Below are 17,790 nucleotides of genomic sequence, written 5' to 3'. Positions count from 1 at the left end.
GGCCACGGCCTCGCCGGGGCCACATCAACTCTCATGAGTGAACCTGCTCGGCGATGATAAAGGTGAACCGCACCGGCTCCTATGGCCAACCGGGCCCGCGCGACAACGTTTCCAGCGGTGAAGGTGTCGTCGAAATGGGTGATGCTGAAGAGGGTTCGGGGTTTGCGTGAATTCGCTATTCGATAGCGCGCCCGACCTAAACGCTCTCGACATCTCAGGCCATCGAAGCGTCTTCCCCCGTCCGAGCGCTCAGGAACATCACCGCGGTTGCCGACGGACTTTTCGTCGGGTTGGTGTCGGTCTAGTTCATTGGGACTGCTGGAGGCTGAGTTGGCGGTCGTTGACCGAAGCTGCAGCAGCATCAGCGCTTCCTCTGCACTCTTCGCCGACCGCGGTTCGCGGGGCAGCCCAATCTCGCAGGTAGAAACGAAGCCGGTGGAGCCCAAAGGCAGGCTGCTTGTCACACCCGCTACGCTCGACGTCGCGCGAAAAGTGGTCTGGACGGTCGAGGTATGCGCCCACGAGGAGCTGGCTAACGCGAGGGCCAGAAGGTCGGGTTACTGACCGTATGATGAGCGAATGGCAGCAACTGACGCGGACTCGTCCGGCGCAACTTCTATATGTTGCGACCCTACGAGAGCACCGATTCGCTATCACTGGTTCCGCCTGGACGATGAGCCAACCTTGATGGAATCGTTCAAGGCGCTGCTCGCGGATGAACCAATCAGTGATTTTGACCGTGACCGCTTTGTGGGGGAGTTCCGCGCCAAAATCAGGAAGGCGCAAGAAGGTCGGCTTCGGCCGATAGAGAACGTCAAAGGTCCAATGCGAGAAGAAACCCGTCTGGAGCTCTTCGAAATCCGTTGGCGCTTTGAACATGGCGCGGATGGCGATCTTAGGGTGCGGGCGTATCACAACGAGCCAAAGCGCCTTCAACTGGTCGAGGGGTCGACTATCGTCGGCCTTCACCTCCATAAAAAGAACGTGGATGACGATGCGGACGTTGATGCCCTCCAGGATGCTGAGATCGCGACTGCATCCGACCGCTACTTTTTGGGACGAACAATTGACTGGGGGTTGCAATGAATAAGCTCGATAGATATAGACTGCAATCTATGGCAACCCAAACAGATGCCCTTGATCTTGCCTCGGAAACGCCAAGTGAACGTCTTGCTCGCGTTCTCGCGGAGAATGACATCGACCTTCTTGTCGATCTAGTTGGCATGCGCGAGGCGGCGGGACTTTCGCAAGAGCAACTAGCTAAGAAGATTGGCGTTACGCAGGCAACTATTTCTGCGTTCGAGCGTCACGATAATGACCCAAAGCTCTCGACGTTGCGACGCTACGCGCTCGGGGTGGGCGCGGTCATTTCGCACGCAGTCGAACGGGATCGTGGCGAGGTTGTTGGCCATGATGCTTGGTCGTCAAACATCATGCGGCTGTCGGCTCGCACGCGGTCTGCGTCTCCGCGTAAGGATTGGACCCGAGCTTCATGACCGCTGCCGAAGTAGCGCCAGTGACGCTCGAGACCATGGTGGCGGCGCTCAACCTTGAAGACGTCAAGTTCTACGAGTTGTCTTGCAAACTTGCGGAAGCCACCCCAGTCGCTGAGACGCAGGAACCCGCCGAAGTAGCTATCGTCTGGGGCGTGCGCCTTCGACATGCTGAACGCGAGTTCGGGGTGCGACTCAAGGTGGAAGTATCCTCGCCCGAGTGCAGGATTGTCACGGATATCGCCGCCGAATACGTTTCGCAGGAAGTGCTCATCCTTGCGCGGGACACAGTAAGCGAGTTCGTCAACGGTGTGGCCCTCATGCAGTTGTTCCCGTTTATCCGTGAGAGCGTCATGACCGCATCAACGCGGGTTCTTGGACAGCCAATACTCTTGCCTGTGTTTCAGCGCGGTGAATTGACTCTGGAGCTGGGCGACGGCCCCGACATCTCGTTCGGTATGTCAGTCGAGTAGTCACTGATTCTCTCCCGGGACGGCGCTGGCGTTTGGCAGGCCACGCACACTAGTCGGGCCCGCCACGAGCGTTCGTCCGCCTGTTTAGCGCATGACGTAATCGATCATCACTGGGCCCAGATCAGGATCTGAGCCCCCGGTGTGCAATTGTGGCGAATGAGATGGCTCACCGCCGCGATGAGACAACGCTGGCGAGCGGTTCACTCGGCCGTTCGTGAGGATGCCACTCGTGAATGAACTAACTTGACTGTGGTCTCGGCGTCCACCATCGCTTGAAGAGTGGTGCGCCAATGTTGAGCCCGTAGCTGATCGCCGACAACAGAGGCAAAGTCGATACAGGCGGGTGTCTCCCGCTTTTCATACTCAGCAAGGCGTTTCGCCGTCTTGCCTAGCCCAGTGATCCCTCGGGTTTCAGGCGACCGGGGTGCCGAACTGAACATCCACTCGCGCCATGGCGTGCTGCCCTTGCTCTGATTGGTGTTGCCGCAAGCTGGCACAAGGTTGTGTGTCTCCGAGATGTAACCGATTGGCTGCTTGGCTATGGCGGGTGGACGCAACTGGGCACATTCTGATACGGGACCGCCGCAGTACGCGCACACCGCCGTCTCCTCCATGCCAAGGATTCGCAGGGCTTCATCGATCTGCTCAATCGTTGGCGTAACGACTGGAATGATGCCGTTCGCGAACGAATTGGTGATGCTTGAAGAACGACCAGAAATGCGCACCGTCCTGGGCATGACGAATCGGAACGCTGCACGGTCGACCGTACGGACGATCCAAAGTTACGGTAGGGCCCCGTATGGTTTTGCTGGCCGTCGGGCTAGCGTAGGTGACGGACTCGTTGCGGTTGGTATCCGCCAACGCACTTCTGGAGGTTGCGACTATTCTGTCCAATCCAATCTGTCCCGGGTCTCTTGCCGGCCTCGTGCGGGCCATCGATAGACTCGCGGCATGGTTACAGCCGACGATGTGAGGGCCGTACTTCGCGAGCGATCCCCGGTGAGGTCAACTCGGTATCGGGTGCTCGTGAGCGGCACGGAGTGGCCGGTGAAGGACGCATGGTCGGCAGTGAGTGGTCTCTCAAGGGCCTCATTCGACTCCCAGTCTGCGCGGCGTGCGCTCCGTGACCTCGGCTTCGAGATCGTCGGGGGTAGCGAGCCGAAAGCGCTGATAGCGTCGCCGGGCCAATCAAAGCTCGACGCCGACGCGTTACCGATGGCTGGGGATGTAGGCGTCAGCGTGAACTTCACTTGGCGTTTTGCCGGTACTGTCGAGCTTGATGCCACTGGACGGCCTGCGTTCCCGAAGCTTCCATCTGTCCCTGGACTTTACCGATTCGACTTCGGCATCGATCAGGTTGGCATGCGTGTGCTCTACGTTGGTGAGTCCGGACACGTCCGGAAACGCGCAAGTCAGTACCGGAACGCAGTCCGAGACGGCGGGCGCAACCGTACCTCGAGGCGCATTCACCGTCTGCTCGTCGCTCATCTCGAAGCTGGTGGCGCAATCGAGTATTCGATCGCGACTACTGTCACTATCAATGGTGCTGACGCTGACCTTAGGCGGAAGACCGCGAGGCTCCTCGCAGAGAGCGCGGCCGTGCACCTAGCCCAGCTCGACCCTAGGGTCCACGTGTTGAACATCGATGCTGAGGTCGGCGAGGTCTGAAATCAGTCGAGCGAGAATTCGCTCTGCGAGTCGCACATGGCTAAGTCAGGCGGGCACTGTGATCGCTTTCGGTTGACCCGTTTGGACATCTGATTTCCTTCGGGCGCCCGCATCGAGAGATGGGCGTGCGTACGCCTCAGCGGTTAGTCGAATCAATTGCCGGTGCGTGGCAGGCCTACCCGAGCAGGTGACTGAGCACCCGCCCGGCGACTGCCGCACGCTCGGCGTCGGTCGCGAGCTGTTCGGGGCCGAAGCCGAGCATCACCGTGTCGGGGGTGGTGATCGCCGAGATGATGCCGCCGAGGCCATTCGTGCGCACGAAGTCGGATGCGTTTCCCGTGCTGGAGGCCGGGGCGTCCAGGACAGTCCAGGCGCCGAGACCTGTCTCGAAGCCCTCGGCCTCCGACTCGCCTATGGCGGTCACGAGCTTGGTGTCGTCGACGATGAGCCCGGTGCCGCCCGTTGACGTAGCTGACCGAGAGCTCCACCTGCTGGCCGGCGGAGGCGCTGAGATTGTAGGTGACCGGTACCCAGTCGCCGGAGGAACTGGTGAAGGAGTTCCAGTCGCGGGTGGCGCCGCTCGGCAGGCACGGGTTGGCTAGCGTGAGGTAGTTCGCGAGCTGCGGGTGCCCGTCCAGGAGGAAGCCGGCCTCTCATTCGAACGGTACATCGCTGGTCGTGGCCACGTCGCCGGGGGTGCCGTTGTCGGCATCCGCCAACTGCGTCCAGTCGGAGCCGCCCACGGTGCGGCCGTGAGGATGACGATGCCGGACAATAAGCGGTAGCAGCTCGACGTCGTGTCAGTGAAACTCAACCTGGCCAGCCCTGTCGAGTCAAGTCGCTACGAGTACCTCGCGACGCGAACGAGCAGGAGCAAGGCCTGCTAGAAGACTTGCCGGTTGTGCTGCGCGGTCTGGACTGCCCCTTCAGCAGCCCGAATGGTTGTCAGCGGCACGACGTAGTCTGAAGAAATCAGGCCGCGCCTCGCGCCCTCAAACTAGGAGCCACATTGAAGGTCAACCCGTATTACTCGTCAGACCTGTCTGACCCTGACGTTCACCACACCCAGAGCGACTGCCCCACTGGCAGTCAGATTCTGAAAGCCAACAAGTGATTCGGAACGAACGGCTACCGCCTGTGCCGGCAGTGCGTTGACATGCGCTGACCAGAGCAAATCATTGTTGTCGGTCTGACGCTGCCAACGCCGCGAGCTCGGAGCATCGGCGTGTAGGCGGCCCATCCAAGGGATTTCGCTGATAGCCTCGCCCGGGATATCGTGAGTGACAAACTCTCAGGGGAGCTCATGGCGACTGCCGCAACGATGCGCGATCGATTCGCGGGCCAGCTTGTCATCGACGAGACGCTGCGCCAGCAGACCGGCGCGACTCCACGCACCGCGACGCAGCGCTTCTTCGGGCGTTCGCCGCTCGCCGACGAGGCCCGCTCCTGGTACCTCGGCGCGGTCGGTGAGATAGCCGTCGGCGGCATTCTCGAACGCCTGCCGGAGGGCTGGTCCACCCGGCACGCCTTGCCGGTCGGCACCAAGGGCACCGACATCGATCACCTGGTGGTGGGGCCAGGTGGGGTGTTCACGATCAACACGAAGCACCACGCCGGCAAGAGCATCTGGGTGGCCAGGCGCACGCTGATGGTCGACGGTCACCGCCAGCCGTATATTCCCGCCGCGACGAGCGAGGCGGGCAAGGTCGCGAAGCTCCTCGGCGCGCGGATGCCGCATCCGGTGCCTGTGCAGCCCCTGCTGGTGATGGTCGACCCCAAGCGCATCACGGTGAAGGAACGGCCGGAGCGCGTGCGCGTGCTGAACTCGCACGAGGTGCGCCGCTGGCTCCGGGAGCAGCCGGCGGTGCTGAGCGCCGAGGCCGTCGCGGACGTGCTGGCCGTGATCGACGATCCTGCCTCATGGCGTTCGACGGAGGCCGGCGACCCCGTGGCGGCCCGAGCCCGGTTCGCTGCACTGCATGACGAGGTGCGCGCGGCGCGGAAGCGGCGACGGGCGTGGGGGTTTGCGGGGATGGCCGGGATGCTGGCGCTACTTGGTGGGCTGTTGGCACTCTTGCCGACGCTGGTGCCGCTGATGTTTGGCGCGCTGGCCGGGTAGCGGTCGCTCGCGGCTTCGGTCGCTGGCGCTCCCTCTAGCCGCCGGGGTGGGGGGGCGTGTCCGTCTGGCCGCCGGGGAGGTGGCGTGTCCATCTAGCCGCCGGGGAGATGGCGCGTCCCTCTAGCCGCCGGGGAGGTGGCATGTCCGTTTAGTCGTCGGCGGGGCGCTCCAGCACGTCGTCGAACTGGTGGTGCGTTTCCAAGTAGCTGACCACGAACGGACAGAGCGGAACGATGGTCTTGCCGCGGTCGCGAGCATCGGTGAGCGCCCACTCGACGAGCTGGGTCGCGATGCCACGCCGGGTGAAGGCCTCCTCGGTCACGGTGTGCGTGAAGACGATGCGTTCCGCGGGACGGAGTCGGTACTCGGCGTAGGCGGCGACATCCGTGCCGACCAGTGCCTCGTAACTGTGCGCCTCGTCGTTGCGGCGGATGATGACCGTAGTGTCATCGGCGGATTCGGCCGTCTGCTGGGGATCGCTCATGCCAATTCTCAACACCCCATCCACGCGCCGTATGCCCGTCGCAGCAGAGCGGGGCCAGCGGGATCCGGCAGGACGCCGATTCAGTGAATGCCCGACTCCTGCAGCGCGGTCGTCACGAGCGGCGTCGTGAGCGCCACGAACACCCCGACGTTGGCCCACACCGTGCACCAGAACACCGCCCGGAAGCTCTGCTTCTGCGTCTTGTGGCGGAGGAACTGCTGGGCGAGGATCGCGCCCGGCCAGCCGCCGAGCAGCGCGAGGGCGTGCAGCGTGTTCTCGGAGACGCGCCACCGGCCGGCCTGCGCCGCCGACTTATCGATGGCGTACACAACGAACGTGATCGCGCTCAGTGCCAGGTAGACGCCGAGGATCCAGAGCGGGAGCGGCCAGCTGGCGTTCACGAACAGGCCCACCGCCACAAAGAAGGCGAGCATCAGGTAACTGGGCACCGCGCTGCGCGGCGCGCGAGTGGCGGCACGTACCGCACGTGGCCGCGCCGCACCGGGCGGCGGCGTGCGGTAGCTGAGATAGCGGATGCCGCGAGCCTGGGCGCGGCCGTCCGCGCTCTGATCGGTCAGAAACGTGAGGGGCTCGCCGACCTCGGGACGCGCGGCCCGAGGCGGGAACGCCGAAATGTGCACGAACACGCGCTCGCCCTGCGGGGCCGGCTGGATGAAGCCGAAGCCACGGTCATCGTTCCACGACGCGACCGTTCCGTCGCGGCGTCCGATATCTACCCCCATCGCTCCATCGTAGTTGTGCCGGGTCAGCGGCAGCGGGGCACCGGCCGGCCGCACCGGCCGCTTGCCGGGCCTGCCCGCGCGGCGTACTCTGCCATCGCGAGTTCCACGATGATCGGAGGCCCCATGGCAGCCACCGCGCTCCCCTCGAACGGCGAGCAGCCCGGCCGCAGCCCTGCCACGAAGAGCTGTGATGCCAGCGGGATGGCCGAGATCCACCGGATGTTCCGGGTCGGGTTCGGCGAAGGCTCCGCCCTCGTCGCGGGCGTCCGGGAGGGCGACGCCGACCACGCCGACCGGGTCGCCGAGCATCTGGCGCGGCTCTCCACCGGCCTGCACGGGCACCACGAATCCGAGGACACGCTGCTCTGGGACCGGCTGGAGGAGCGCGCCCCCGCGTGTGCGGTGCACGTCACCCGGATGAAGCAACAGCACGCCCAGATGCTCGCCTACTTGTCTGAGCTCGACCGGGCGCTGCCGGGGTGGCGGGGCAGCGGGCGGGCGGCGGATGCGGCATCCGTCACCGCCGCCCTGACCGGCATCAACGCGGCGCTCGCCGAGCACCTGCCGGATGAGGAGAGGACCATCGTGCCCGTGATGGAACACGTGCTCATGCAGGACGAGGTGGAGACGCTCGCCGAGCACGGCCGTAAGTCGGGGCCGAAGGGCAACATGTTCGCCACGCTCGGGATGATCCTCGCCGCGCAACCCGATGGCGGCGAGCAGTGGCAGCGCAAGCACCTGCCTCCCCCGGTGCGCCTGCTCTGGCGCACCGTCGGCACCCGCCGGTATGAGCGTTATCGCACGTCGCTGCTGATGTAGCGGTGATGTAGCGGGTCGGCGAAGCGACCAACCGGGTCAGCGTTGCATCAGTGATGCGATCGACGGCAGGAATCCGCGCCGCACCGCGGGTCGGAGGGCCTCCGGCACGAGGAAGCGTTCGGTGCCGTCCGCTGCCGGCTCGGGTACGACGAGCCCGGCAGCGCGCAGGTGGCTGAGCACGGTGCCGCTCTTCTTGCTGGCGCCGAAGGAGAGCTCGAATCCGAGTTCCTCGTCAACGAGGTCGGTGATTGCGGCGGTGCCCAGCTCGGGCAAAACCTCCGGGGTGACCGCTGAGGCGAGCATCGTGAGCACGCGCAGCAGCACATGAGGGGTGGCCTCCAGATCGAGCTCCGCCTCATTCTCGAACCATTCCTGCACATACTGGTCGATGAAATCGATGCGTGCGGCGAGATGTTCGGCGGCATCCGCGGACCGCCAACGCGCGGCGGCCACGCCGGGCCGTGCGACGGTGTTGCCCACGTCCAGGATGCCCGTCAGCGAGAGCGCGATCCACCACGTGCTGAGGGGCGCGTCGTCCCACATTGAGCCGACGACGGCCGGCTCGCCAGCGGAATGCGGGCGGCCGAGCATCGCGTCGAGGGCCATCTCCATGTCGGCGTCGCCCGCGTTGGCCGCGGATGCCCCCTTCTTGCCGACCACGTTGTGGTCGATCAGGGCGGCCACCGGGGCGATGTCGGCCAGGCGCAGGCCGCCGGTGCCGGTGACTGGCTTGCCACGACCGATCCAGTCGAGCACGCCGTCGACGCCGGTGATGATCGGCAGCTGGTGCAGTGCCTGCAGTTGCGCGTCGGCGGGCACGACGGGCGCGTCCTCTAGCGCGGCGAAGAGGGCGCCGAGCACCCCGGTGCGGAAGTCGGCGAATGTCGTGTCGTCGAGCACCTGGTAGCTCGCCTCGAAGTTGGCATCCGATGCCCGCCAGCTGTCGGTCTCGCTGAGGAAGTCCAGGTAGTGGGCGAGCACGTCGACCAGCGCTTCGAGCCGTTCGCCACGGCCGAACTCGTTGTCGAATTCGGCCGCCATTTCGTCGGCGGCCTCAGCCTCGTCTCCGCGCGCGGTCTCGCCGCCGGCCGCGGCCTCGTCGCCGAGCGCCGCGACGAGGTCGAGCAGCTCTTCGAGGGTGTGGGCGTACGGAGTCGCCAACGTGTGGCGGGGGCCCAGGGTGCGTGTCATGTCCATGAGGATGCCAAGCGTCTCGTGCACGTCGGCGAGCTCGCCGTGCTCTTCGGCGTCATCGACTTCGGCGAGGTGCAGCGCGTACCAAACGGAGAACTGCACGAGCAGGCGGGATTCCGCGGTGGAGCGTTTCTCACGCGACGTGTGTCTGGTCGGGCTGGCCGGGCGCGAGGGGCGTGACTTAGGGCCGGTGGAACGCGTTTTCTTTTTCTTCTGCGACATATGTCTGTTCGTCTCTCTGCGGATGCCGGGCGCGCGTGGATTCCACGATAGCCGCCGCAGGGCTCGCCAGGCCCGGACCGTCGGCGGCGTGCGCAGATCCGCTGTCGGAGGCCCGGCGTAGCCTGCATTCAACTGGATGAACAACGCTCGTGCCGGAGCGGAGAGAACGATGAAAGTCCTGGTTGCAACAGGGCGGAAACAGGGTGCCAGGCCCAGCGACATCATGGACGGGATCGAGGGAGAACTCGTCTACCTGGTGGACCCATGCCCGACAAGCCGCCGGTTCCCGTACGGGCCGTGCGACTGCGGCATCACCTTCAGGGGCTGCTTCAGCGAAGGGGTGACCACGACGGCGATGGTGCGCGACATCGACGACGTGACCCTCGCGGATTACGCCGCCGCCCTCGACACGACGCACAACGCGCGCGTCAACGGCGGGTGCACATGCGGCTTCGACGCACGCGCACACGCCCGCAGGCTCCTCGCGATCGCGGCGCCGCTGCGCGACGGCATCGTGGTGGAGCGTTGTGTCGATCGTGTGCGAGTACGGCGATGAGGAGCGACGTTACGCGACCGGTGCGGCATCCCGCTTCGGCAGCACCCAGCCGGGGCGCACGAAGTGGCAGGTGTAGCCGTTCGGGTACTTCTCCAGGTAGTCCTGGTGCTCCTCCTCGGCCTCCCAGAACGGGCCGGCCGAAGACACCGTCGTCACGACCTTGCCGGGCCAGAGACCGGAAGCCTCGACATCGGCGATGGTGTCGTGGGCGATGGCCTCCTGCTCGGGGGACAGAGTGAAGATCGCGGAGCGGTAGCTGGTGCCGCGGTCGTTGCCCTGTCGGTTCGGCGTTGTCGGGTCGTGCACCTGGAAGAAGAACTCGAGCTGCTCCCGGTAGCTGGTCACGCTGGGGTCGAAAACGATCTCGATGGCCTCGGCGTGCGTGCCGTGGTGGCGGTAGGTGGCGTTGGGCACGTCGCCACCGCTGTAGCCGACCCGGGTGGCGAGCACGCCGGGGCGCTTGCGGATCAGCTCCTGCATGCCCCAGAAGCAGCCGCCGGCGAGGATGGCGGTTTCGGTTGCGGCGGTCATGACTGCTCCTTGCTCGTGGATTCTGCGGGTGGTGCTGCGGACGATGCTGTGCTGGGCCCGGCACCCGGTTCGAAGAGGGCCCGGTATTCACCGTACCCCTGCTGCTCGAGCTCGGCGACGGGCACGAAACGCAGCGCCGCGGAGTTCATGCAGTAGCGGAGACCACCGGCAGCTGCGGGGCCGTCGTCGAAGACGTGCCCGAGGTGGCTGTCGGCGCCGCTGGAGCGCACCTCGGTGCGGTTCATGAACAGCGCGCGGTCCAGCTTCGTGGTGACGGCGGCCGGCTCGATGGGCTTCGTGAAGCTCGGCCATCCGGTCCGGCTGTCGTACTTGTCGGTAGACGAGAACAGTGGCTGGCCCGAGACGACGTCGACGTAGATCCCGGGTTCGTGGTGGTTCCAGTAGGCGTTGTCGTAAGCCGGCTCTGTGCCTGCGCTCTGCGTCACTCGGTGCTGAGCCTCGGTGAGGTGGGCAAGCGACTCTGGTGTCTTGCTGTACTCGGTGGACACGGTGTTCCTCCTGCGATGAGTCGGCGCCGCTGGCCGCGACGTCACAGTAGAGAACGGATGCCGCGGCGGTGGTGTTCCCGCAAGGCTGTGCCCCGGCTGTGAGTTCCGGGCCCCGGTGGCCCCGGCATCGCCCGGCGGCGGCTACCAAGCGGTGAGTTTGGCAGGCGTCATCCGGATGACGGTGCTGTACTGCGCGGCCATGCCCGACATGTCGAGGCTCAGGCCTGCCAGGCCCCGGCCGTACTTCGCCGCGTACTCTGCGCCGATGCGGTCGACCCAGGCACTCGTGGGCTCGGGCGAGATGGTGGCCGTGCCCGCCAGCACGGTGAGGTGTTCGCCGCCGCGGCCGGCCTCCAGGTGCACGAGCACCTTCTCGTTGCCGCGGACGTTCCGCACCTTGACCGCCTGCGGCTCGCTGAGCACCAGCAGCTCGCCCTCCCACCAGAGGAACCACACCGGCACCGCGTGTGGGAAGCCGCTGTCGCGGATGCTCGTGAACCACGCGATCTGCTCGCTCTGCAGCCGGGCGAGGGCGCGGGCCTGCACGTCGTCGGCCGGGTCGAGGGTGAACGCGGGGTGTCCGGTCGAAGCGGTCACGGGGGAGTCCTTCCACGCAGGGCGAGCGGTGGCCACACGCTAGCACGCGGCGGTGGCCCGGCTCGCAGACTTCGGCGGAGCGCACGCGGTCGCGGGCTCCCGACGAACTCAGCGTGTCGGGCGGCTGCCGACAGCCCCACGAAAGGGGGCGCGCGGCCTGCCGAGAGAGCTCGAGGCGTGCGGCAGAATGAGGGCACGCCGGCAGGGTAGGGGCCGGCGGGCACGACAACGACGTCTTTCGCGCGGCACCCGCGCACGAGCAGGGGGAGCAACTTGGAGACACCGGTCGCGGGTTGGTACCAGGATCCGGCCGATGCGACGGCCCTGCGCTGGTGGGACGGCTTGGGCTGGACCGAGTATGCGAAGCCCGCCGTGCCGGTTGCTCCGGCCGCTCCGGCCTTTGTTGCACCTCCGAGCTATGCCGCCGCGTCAGGCTACCCTGCGGCGCCCGGCTATCCAGCCGCGCCGGGCTACGTTGCGGCGCCCGGCTACGGGTACCAGCAGGCAGTCAGCTACCCGCCCGCGAAGCTCAGCCGCAAGGAGGCCGATCGCGCGGTCCGCCGAAACAACGGCTTCGGCTATGCCGGGCTGGCGCTCGCACTCTTCGGAATGATCTTCAATCCGGTGGCGATTCCGAGCGCGCTGGGGATAATCTTCGGGGCGATGGGCCTGGCCCGCGCGCGGGCGCTGGAGGGAAAGGGAGTTACGAAGCAGACGGGTCTGGGCTTCTCCATCGCCGCGCTCATCCTGGGGCTTCTCGGCGTGATCCGCCAGCTGTCGATTCTGGTGCCCGCGCTGCTGGGCTCAGTCTCCTAGCCGGCGCAATCGCCTAGCCGGTGCAGACGCCGGAGGACACCGGCGCGGCCAGGCCGGGCGCCGCTGCGGCCACCGGGGCCAGCTCGCTGAGGGTCAGCGCATAGGCGATGTCGCCGTCGACGGCGGACTTGGCGAAGACCACGCCGACGACGTCGCCGCTCTGGTCGAGCAGCGGCCCGCCCGAGTTGCCCTGCTGGATCTCGACCGACAGGGCGTACACCTCGCGGCCGAAGCTGCCGTCGGTGCGCGGAATGCTCGTCACCTCGGCGACGGTCGCGGCCTGCGAGCGGAACGGCCCGCCGAGCGGGTAGCCCTGCACGGCCGCGCCGGCTCCCCGCGACAGTGCGCTGCCGAGGTCGAGCGGCGCGGCATCCAGCCCGTCGACGTCGAGCACGGCGAGGTCGGTCGCCGCGTCGTAGTATACGACGCGGGCGGTCTTCGGTTGCTCGCCGGGGGCCTCGATCACGGCCTCATCCACGCCGGCGACGACGTGCGCGTTGGTGACGACACGGTCGTCCGAGACGACGAAGCCGCTGCCGACCAGGCTGATGCCGCAGGCCGGGGCGGTACCAGTGACCCGCACGACGGATGCCGCGGCGGCCGTCAGCGCGGGCGAGCCGGCATCGACAGACGCGGCCGGCGGCATGGTCTCCGGCGGCGCGATCGTGTCGATCACCCAGGGCAGTGCGTCGTTCATGGCGGAGGTGCGCACGCCGGCGAGGAACGAGCGCACCGGGTCGGGCGTCATCCGGTCGATGGAACCGAGGGTCGCGCTGCCGGCGATGGCCTGCGTGACGGGCGGCACGCCCATGCTGGCGACGCCGCCCGCCACCGTGCCGAGCACGAGGGCGGTGGCGACGAGGCTGAGCGCGAAACCGGCGATGCGGTCGAGCACGCTCAGCTTGATGACCTTCATGCCGCGGCCGAGCAGCCCGCCGAGGAGCGAGCCGAGCGCGTTGCCCGCAACGAGCAGCAGCACCCCGCTGCCGATCACGATCGCCGCGCGCCATTCGGGGGCGGGCGCCCATGCCGAGATCTGCGGCAGCAGCATGTAGGCGGCGACGCCACCGGCGATCAGCCCGAGCGCGCCGAACGCGCTGCGGAACAGGCCGGCGCGCCAGCCGGAGAGCGCGGCGCCGAGCAGAATCAGGCCCACCACGATGTCGAGGATGAGCGAGCTCGTCACGCGGTCTCCTTATAAAGAACAGACGGCCGGATGCCGCAGAGACTACTACTCTGCGGCATCCGGCCATCGCCCAGCTGGGAAAGCGCCGGGCACGCGGCTCCGTCGCCTCGCTTGTCTCGATGCCAGAACTGAGGGCACCCGGACGCGGGCCACCTGAACTGGGTGGCGACCGCTGCGGAGGGAATAGTGAGCAAGGGAGGCCAGTTTCTCTCGAAACTGGCCTCCCTTGCTCACTATTGCCTCCTGGGCCGATGCTGCAGCGCCCGCTACGGGACCGCCCCTACTTGGCGGGGTAGCTGTAGAAGCCCTCGCCGGTGGAGAGGCCGAGCTTGCCCTGGTCGATGTAGCGCTCCTTGATCAGCGCGGCGAACTCCTGCTGCTTCGGCCCACCGTTGACGCTCACGTTGTAGGCGGTGGTGAGGCCGACCATGTCGTAGATCTGGAACGGTCCCATCGGGGCGCCGGTGCTGATGCGCCAGGTGCTGTCGATGTCGGCGGGCTCTGCGATGCCGTCGACCAGCAGTTCGCCGGCCGCGCTGAGGAACGGCACGAGTAGCGAGTTGAGCAGGTAGCCGGCCTTCTCCTTCTTGATCTCGACCGGAACCATGCCGATCTCGGCGCCGAACTCCAGCACGGTCTGGACGACGGCGGGGTCGGTCGAGGGCGTGCCCATCACCTCGGCGATGTTGTGCACCCAGATGCGGTTGGCGAAGTGCATGGCGAGGAAGCGCTCCGGGCGGCCGGTGAAGCCGACCATGTCGCTCGGCAGCAGGGTCGAGGAGTTGGTGGCGAAGATGGTCTTGGCCGGAGCCAGGTCGGCCAGTTTGGCGTAGGTGTCGCGCTTGATCTCGAGGCTCTCCGGCACGGCCTCGATCACGATGTCGGCGTTGGCGACGGCGTCGGCCAGGTTCGAGGTCAGCGTCAGATTGCGCAGGGCGGCCTCGGCCTTGCCGTCTGCGGCGCCGGTCACCTCGGTCTTGTACGTCTCGGCGAGGCCGGCGAAGCGCTTCGCTGCGGCCTCGATGGCCGCGTCGTTGATGTCGTAGGCGGTCACCGCGAAGCCGCTGTAGGCGGCCTGGTAGGCGATCTGCGAGCCGAGAACGCCGGTTCCCAGCACGGTGACGGTGCGAATGTCAGACATGTGTTTCTTCCTTACTCTGTTTAGCCAGACGTGTCGTGCGGCTCGGTGCGCTGGTGGCATTGTGTGCCGGCGCGGGGTGAAGGTAGCCACGTGAGATCACGTCTACCTGGTTCAGGATGCCGGCGAGCTGCTGCTCGACGGTGATATCGGTGTTGGTCGCCTGAATGGACGCAAACAAGAACGCGGCGTAGATGGCGCGGGCGGCGGGCGCGGCATCCGGGGTCGGCGGCGCGGGCTGCCCGGCGGATGCCGGGTGCTGCAGCTGCCAGGCGGTGGCGAGCACCTCGGCCACTCGCTGCTGCAAACGCTCCATCAGCTCGAGCGCCTCGGTGCGGTAGGTCTCGTGCGAGCTGCCGAAGAGCATGGCCTGCCCGTAGGCGGCGGTGTTTTCGTCGTTCAGCCGGCCGAAGTGCACGAGCGGGGTGAGCAACGCCGCGAGGCGCTCGCCGGGGTGCCCGGCCGGCGGCAGGTGAAGCTCGGCGTATTCGATCGCGCGACGGTAGCGCTGGTTGTGCACCATGAGCAGCATCTCGGCCTTGCTGGAGGCGTAGCGGAACACGGTGCCGGCGGCCACGTCGGCGCGCTCGGCGATCTGCTGGGTGGTGACGGCGGCATAGCCGCGCTCGGCGAAGAGGGCGTCGGCGGCGTCGAAGATGCGCTGCTGCTTGTCACTCTTGTTGCGCTCGCGGCGCCCGCCGGAGTTCGGGTGAGGGACTGTTGACATCGCTGCACCACCTCGCTCGACTGCGCGGGCTCTCGCCCGCATCCGCTAAAAACTGAGTGAACTCATTTATGAGTGTACTCCTTTTCGCGGGAGCCGCGGCGGCCGACCGCGAAGAGGCGGCGGGGCGGCGCGTGCACTCGCCGCACGCCCCGTACCGCCGCATCTGCCGCGCTCAGTACCCCATGTAGGAGCGCTGGTTGGCGCGGTCTGCCAGCCACAGCCAGCGCCGGACGGCGTCGCCGGACTGGCTGCTCGCCGCGTCGACGGCCTCGGCCCGGATGGACAGCAGGCGCCGGGGGTCGAGGGCTGGTTGGGCGTCCAGCTCCTGCATGAGACCGATGAACGACTCCGCTGCGGCGGCGCCGCCCACGCGAGATGCGACATCCGTTGCGACGAACTGCTCCCAGGTGAGCGAGGGGTCGTAGCTGAAGCGGCCGAACGCCAGGTAGCTCAGTTCCGTCGAGACGTGGAACGGCGATGGCTCGCCCCACACGGTGAGTCCCTGCATGTTGACCTCGGCGGCCTTCTGGGCGAGTTCGGCGAAGACCGGCGCGTTGAACGCATAGCGCTCGGTGCGTTCGTCGCCGTTCCACTGGCAGGCGAACTGGCTGCGGATGACGTTGTTCGTCGTCGGGAGCGCTGCGATGTGTTCGGGCGTCAACTCGCTCTTCGCCCGGTCCCAGTAGCCGCGATTGAAGGTGTGCTGGTAGATCCCGCCGGCCGGCAGCGACTCCAGCGGCGCGTGCGCCGCGGGGTCGAGCAGGTTGTCCCACTGCAGCTCGCAGTAGAGCCAGAGGTCGTCGCCGGCGGAGCGGGCTGCGTCGAAGAGGCGGGGGAAGTTGTCGGCCATGTCGGCGTGCGACCAGAACTCGGCGTCGTCGTCACGCCGGCTCGCCGCCTCTCGCTCGCCGCGCCGCGCCACGCAGCGCGGGCATCCGCACACCCCGTAATCCCCGCCCTCGATGTTGATGCCGCCGGGGTCGACGGTCTCGACGAGCCAGGCCAGTGCGTCCGCCATCCACTCGATGTTCGCCGGCTCGGATGGGCAGGCCGTCCGGGTGTAGTCGCTGCGCGGGAAGTTGAGTGGGAAGCTGAGGTCTTGCAGCTGGAAGCCGACCCCGCGCTCCATGTCTGCCGCGAAGCCGGGGTTCTTGTTGAGCCAGGTTGCCAGGTTGTACTGGTTGTTCCCTTCCCAATAGACGCCGCCGTATGCCCCGATTGCGACGCCGGGCAGAATGCGCACGCCGCGCTCCTTGGCGTAGCGGGTGAGCTCCTGCGCGGCCTCGACCCCGCCGTGTGAGTCTCGGAAGAAGCCATAGATCACGATGGCCGCGATCTGGTTCTGGCTGCAGAAGTCCACCATCCGCTTGTAGTCCTTGAGGAAGCCGCCCGGCGGCTTTCCGTACGGGTTGAACACCCCGATCTCTTGGTGGCCGATCTGATTGAGTTCCCAGTTGGTCGAGTGGTCCCAGGTCCAGAAGGTGCGGTACGCCAGCTTCGGCCGACGCTCGAGGCTTGTCACGGGCACGCGGACGCTGCCCGGCTCTGCCACGCCGAGGCGCTGCACCAGCTCCTCGACGCCGTAGATGACGCCGGAGTACGGACCGCCCAGGACGCGGATCCGGGGCGCGGCGGCCGCATCCACCTCGATCCGGAATGCGCCCTCCGGCAAGGCGGGGCTTACACGCAGCTCGATCGTCGGCATCGTGTCGGGCACAGGCGCTCCCGACGCTGCCGGGATCCACTCCAGTTGGGGCCACTGCTCGGACAAGCGCGATGCGGCGTGCGGGTGCTGATCCGCTCCGAGCACGGTAACTCGACCGCTCACGGTGGTGTGACTACGTTGTGACATCAATCGTCTCCTCGAAATGGCCGGGAATCCGGCAAAACAGATCGATCGGTAGAGCGAACGGTTGATGGATATGTAATATAGCCGACACTATGAATGAAAGCCAGCCTTCTTCACCGCTCGCGAGCAACATCCGAACGTGGCGCGAGCGGCGGGGGATGAGCGTCTCCGCCCTCGCCCGCGAAGCCGGCATCTCCAAGTCGACGGTGTCGGAGCTGGAGCGCGGCAACGGCAACCCCTCGCTCGACACCCTGTGGGCACTGGCGAAGACGCTCCACGTCTCGCTCGGTGGGTTGTTCATCGGGCAGGCCGGCGTCGGCGAGACGGAGTTCAAGCGCCTCGTCGAGGCTCCCGTGATCGCCAGGGAGGGTGATGCCTTCATCGCCCAGCTCATGGCGGGCTGGCGGAACTCCGGCGAGGTGGAGGTGTCGATCGTCACGCTCGCGGCCAATGCCCACCGTGATTCGCGCGGCAATGCGCCCGGCGTGGTTGAACGCGTGATCTGCGTGGAGGGTCTCGTGGAGGTTGGCCCGGATGGCGCGGCGGTGCTGCTCGCGCCCGGTGACATGCTGACGTTCAGGGCCGATCAGGTGCACCTCTACCACGCGCGTGAGAATGGCGGCCGGCTCGTCGTCATCCAGCAGTACCCCAGCGCCGTCTGAGGTC

21 protein-coding genes are annotated in these 17,790 nt (G+C 66.8%); 9 read left to right on the top strand and 12 right to left on the bottom strand.

The annotated features are described in order from the left end of the window. Positions 1 to 579: 579 nt before the first annotated feature. Genes AWU67_RS10260 through AWU67_RS10255 form a run of 3 tightly spaced genes read left to right on the top strand, consistent with a single transcriptional unit; the run spans position 580 to position 1,966 of the window. Positions 580 to 1,086, top strand: coding sequence for a hypothetical protein (locus AWU67_RS10260; protein WP_129586692.1), 507 nt, complete (start codon positions 580 to 582; stop codon positions 1,084 to 1,086). Positions 1,087 to 1,115: 29 nt separating this feature from the next. Continuing rightward, on the top strand, positions 1,116 to 1,496 hold the full coding sequence (locus AWU67_RS16985) for a helix-turn-helix domain-containing protein (RefSeq protein ID WP_160329741.1): 381 nt from the start codon (positions 1,116 to 1,118) through the stop codon (positions 1,494 to 1,496). Continuing rightward, positions 1,493 to 1,966 carry a hypothetical protein gene (locus AWU67_RS10255; protein WP_067228560.1) on the top strand — a complete coding sequence of 158 codons (474 nt, stop codon included), beginning with the start codon at positions 1,493 to 1,495 and terminating at the stop codon, positions 1,964 to 1,966. Before AWU67_RS16985 ends, AWU67_RS10255 begins: the two co-directional genes overlap by 4 nt. A gap of 200 nt (positions 1,967 to 2,166) precedes the next feature. Here the strand turns inward: AWU67_RS10255 and AWU67_RS16980 are convergent, their stop codons facing one another. After that, positions 2,167 to 2,703 carry a hypothetical protein gene (locus tag AWU67_RS16980; RefSeq protein WP_082716914.1) on the bottom strand — a complete coding sequence of 179 codons (537 nt, stop codon included), beginning with the start codon at positions 2,701 to 2,703 and terminating at the stop codon, positions 2,167 to 2,169. A 214-nt stretch (positions 2,704 to 2,917) separates the two neighbouring features. Between AWU67_RS16980 and AWU67_RS10250 the strand changes: the two genes are divergently transcribed. Then, entirely contained in the window at positions 2,918 to 3,634 is a 717-nt protein-coding gene (locus AWU67_RS10250) for a hypothetical protein (RefSeq protein WP_129586691.1), read from the top strand. A gap of 175 nt (positions 3,635 to 3,809) precedes the next feature. On the opposite strand, the gene AWU67_RS10245 is transcribed toward AWU67_RS10250, so the two are convergent. Further along, positions 3,810 to 4,058: a hypothetical protein gene (locus AWU67_RS10245; RefSeq protein ID WP_067228556.1), complete on the bottom strand. Its 249-nt coding sequence runs from the start codon at positions 4,056 to 4,058 to the stop codon at positions 3,810 to 3,812. Between the two features lie 852 nt (positions 4,059 to 4,910). Between AWU67_RS10245 and AWU67_RS10240 the strand changes: the two genes are divergently transcribed. Continuing rightward, positions 4,911 to 5,753: a nuclease-related domain-containing protein gene (locus tag AWU67_RS10240; protein ID WP_129586690.1), complete on the top strand. Its 843-nt coding sequence runs from the start codon at positions 4,911 to 4,913 to the stop codon at positions 5,751 to 5,753. 148 nt (positions 5,754 to 5,901) lie between these two features. On the opposite strand, the gene AWU67_RS10235 is transcribed toward AWU67_RS10240, so the two are convergent. Beyond that, positions 5,902 to 6,237, bottom strand: a complete 336-nt coding sequence (locus AWU67_RS10235; protein WP_067228551.1) for a GNAT family N-acetyltransferase — start codon at positions 6,235 to 6,237, stop codon at positions 5,902 to 5,904. 80 nt (positions 6,238 to 6,317) lie between these two features. Continuing rightward, positions 6,318 to 6,980, bottom strand: coding sequence for a DUF1294 domain-containing protein (locus AWU67_RS10230; protein ID WP_067228548.1), 663 nt, complete (start codon positions 6,978 to 6,980; stop codon positions 6,318 to 6,320). Between the two features lie 123 nt (positions 6,981 to 7,103). Between AWU67_RS10230 and AWU67_RS10225 the strand changes: the two genes are divergently transcribed. Beyond that, positions 7,104 to 7,799, top strand: a complete 696-nt coding sequence (locus tag AWU67_RS10225; protein ID WP_067228545.1) for a hemerythrin domain-containing protein — start codon at positions 7,104 to 7,106, stop codon at positions 7,797 to 7,799. Positions 7,800 to 7,835: 36 nt separating this feature from the next. Here the strand turns inward: AWU67_RS10225 and AWU67_RS10220 are convergent, their stop codons facing one another. Further along, a complete protein-coding gene (locus AWU67_RS10220; protein WP_067228542.1) occupies positions 7,836 to 9,095 on the bottom strand; it encodes a hypothetical protein in 1,260 nt (419 codons plus the stop codon). A 289-nt stretch (positions 9,096 to 9,384) separates the two neighbouring features. Here AWU67_RS10220 and AWU67_RS10215 point away from each other — a divergent pair, with 289 nt between their 5' ends. Beyond that, on the top strand, positions 9,385 to 9,771 hold the full coding sequence (locus AWU67_RS10215; RefSeq protein WP_067228540.1) for a DUF7715 family protein: 387 nt from the start codon (positions 9,385 to 9,387) through the stop codon (positions 9,769 to 9,771). Positions 9,772 to 9,780: 9 nt separating this feature from the next. Here the strand turns inward: AWU67_RS10215 and msrA are convergent, their stop codons facing one another. The 3 genes from msrA to AWU67_RS10200 all read right to left on the bottom strand — a co-directional run bounded on the left by msrA (position 9,781) and on the right by AWU67_RS10200 (position 11,408). Then, the gene (gene msrA, locus AWU67_RS10210; protein WP_067228537.1) at positions 9,781 to 10,302 is read right to left on the bottom strand and encodes a peptide-methionine (S)-S-oxide reductase MsrA; all 522 of its coding nucleotides are present in this window, start codon (positions 10,300 to 10,302) and stop codon (positions 9,781 to 9,783) included. Next, entirely contained in the window at positions 10,299 to 10,811 is a 513-nt protein-coding gene (gene msrB / locus AWU67_RS10205) for a peptide-methionine (R)-S-oxide reductase MsrB (protein WP_067228535.1), read from the bottom strand. Before msrB ends, msrA begins: the two co-directional genes overlap by 4 nt. A gap of 141 nt (positions 10,812 to 10,952) precedes the next feature. After that, positions 10,953 to 11,408, bottom strand: coding sequence for a pyridoxamine 5'-phosphate oxidase family protein (locus tag AWU67_RS10200; RefSeq protein ID WP_067228532.1), 456 nt, complete (start codon positions 11,406 to 11,408; stop codon positions 10,953 to 10,955). A gap of 273 nt (positions 11,409 to 11,681) precedes the next feature. Here AWU67_RS10200 and AWU67_RS17195 point away from each other — a divergent pair, with 273 nt between their 5' ends. Next, positions 11,682 to 12,224, top strand: a complete 543-nt coding sequence (locus tag AWU67_RS17195; protein WP_067228530.1) for a DUF2510 domain-containing protein — start codon at positions 11,682 to 11,684, stop codon at positions 12,222 to 12,224. Between the two features lie 13 nt (positions 12,225 to 12,237). Here the strand turns inward: AWU67_RS17195 and AWU67_RS10190 are convergent, their stop codons facing one another. The 4 genes from AWU67_RS10190 to AWU67_RS10175 all read right to left on the bottom strand — a co-directional run bounded on the left by AWU67_RS10190 (position 12,238) and on the right by AWU67_RS10175 (position 16,992). Beyond that, entirely contained in the window at positions 12,238 to 13,410 is a 1,173-nt protein-coding gene (locus AWU67_RS10190) for a MarP family serine protease (protein WP_067228528.1), read from the bottom strand. A 280-nt stretch (positions 13,411 to 13,690) separates the two neighbouring features. Beyond that, positions 13,691 to 14,551 carry a 3-hydroxyacyl-CoA dehydrogenase gene (locus AWU67_RS10185; RefSeq protein WP_067228525.1) on the bottom strand — a complete coding sequence of 287 codons (861 nt, stop codon included), beginning with the start codon at positions 14,549 to 14,551 and terminating at the stop codon, positions 13,691 to 13,693. Further along, positions 14,544 to 15,275, bottom strand: a complete 732-nt coding sequence (locus AWU67_RS10180) for a TetR/AcrR family transcriptional regulator (RefSeq protein ID WP_067228523.1) — start codon at positions 15,273 to 15,275, stop codon at positions 14,544 to 14,546. Before AWU67_RS10180 ends, AWU67_RS10185 begins: the two co-directional genes overlap by 8 nt. Positions 15,276 to 15,447: 172 nt before the next feature. Next, a complete protein-coding gene (locus AWU67_RS10175; RefSeq protein WP_067228521.1) occupies positions 15,448 to 16,992 on the bottom strand; it encodes a hypothetical protein in 1,545 nt (514 codons plus the stop codon). Positions 16,993 to 17,282: 290 nt separating this feature from the next. Between AWU67_RS10175 and AWU67_RS10170 the strand changes: the two genes are divergently transcribed. Continuing rightward, entirely contained in the window at positions 17,283 to 17,786 is a 504-nt protein-coding gene (locus AWU67_RS10170; RefSeq protein WP_067228519.1) for a helix-turn-helix domain-containing protein, read from the top strand. Positions 17,787 to 17,790: the final 4 nt, after the last annotated feature.

The organism is Microterricola viridarii (assembly GCF_001542775.1).
Taxonomy (GTDB): Bacteria; Actinomycetota; Actinomycetes; order Actinomycetales; family Microbacteriaceae; genus Microterricola; species Microterricola viridarii_A.
This window is presented reverse-complemented; position numbering and strand designations above follow the sequence as displayed.

Excerpts from the sequence above, each read along its gene's own strand:
- AWU67_RS10260 (WP_129586692.1), top strand. The coding sequence starts at position 580 with ATGGCAGCAACTGACGCGGACTCGTCCGGCGCAACTTCTATATGTTGC.
- AWU67_RS16985 (WP_160329741.1), top strand. The coding sequence starts at position 1,116 with ATGGCAACCCAAACAGATGCCCTTGATCTTGCCTCGGAAACGCCAAGT.
- AWU67_RS10255 (WP_067228560.1), top strand. The coding sequence starts at position 1,493 with ATGACCGCTGCCGAAGTAGCGCCAGTGACGCTCGAGACCATGGTGGCG.
- AWU67_RS16980 (WP_082716914.1), bottom strand. The coding sequence starts at position 2,703 with ATGCCCAGGACGGTGCGCATTTCTGGTCGTTCTTCAAGCATCACCAAT.
- AWU67_RS10250 (WP_129586691.1), top strand. The coding sequence starts at position 2,918 with ATGGTTACAGCCGACGATGTGAGGGCCGTACTTCGCGAGCGATCCCCG.
- AWU67_RS10235 (WP_067228551.1), bottom strand. The coding sequence starts at position 6,237 with ATGAGCGATCCCCAGCAGACGGCCGAATCCGCCGATGACACTACGGTC.
- AWU67_RS10230 (WP_067228548.1), bottom strand. The coding sequence starts at position 6,980 with ATGGGGGTAGATATCGGACGCCGCGACGGAACGGTCGCGTCGTGGAAC.
- AWU67_RS10225 (WP_067228545.1), top strand. The coding sequence starts at position 7,104 with ATGGCAGCCACCGCGCTCCCCTCGAACGGCGAGCAGCCCGGCCGCAGC.
- AWU67_RS10215 (WP_067228540.1), top strand. The coding sequence starts at position 9,385 with ATGAAAGTCCTGGTTGCAACAGGGCGGAAACAGGGTGCCAGGCCCAGC.
- msrA (WP_067228537.1), bottom strand. The coding sequence starts at position 10,302 with ATGACCGCCGCAACCGAAACCGCCATCCTCGCCGGCGGCTGCTTCTGG.
- AWU67_RS10185 (WP_067228525.1), bottom strand. The coding sequence starts at position 14,551 with ATGTCTGACATTCGCACCGTCACCGTGCTGGGAACCGGCGTTCTCGGC.
- AWU67_RS10180 (WP_067228523.1), bottom strand. The coding sequence starts at position 15,275 with ATGTCAACAGTCCCTCACCCGAACTCCGGCGGGCGCCGCGAGCGCAAC.
- AWU67_RS10170 (WP_067228519.1), top strand. The coding sequence starts at position 17,283 with ATGAGCGTCTCCGCCCTCGCCCGCGAAGCCGGCATCTCCAAGTCGACG.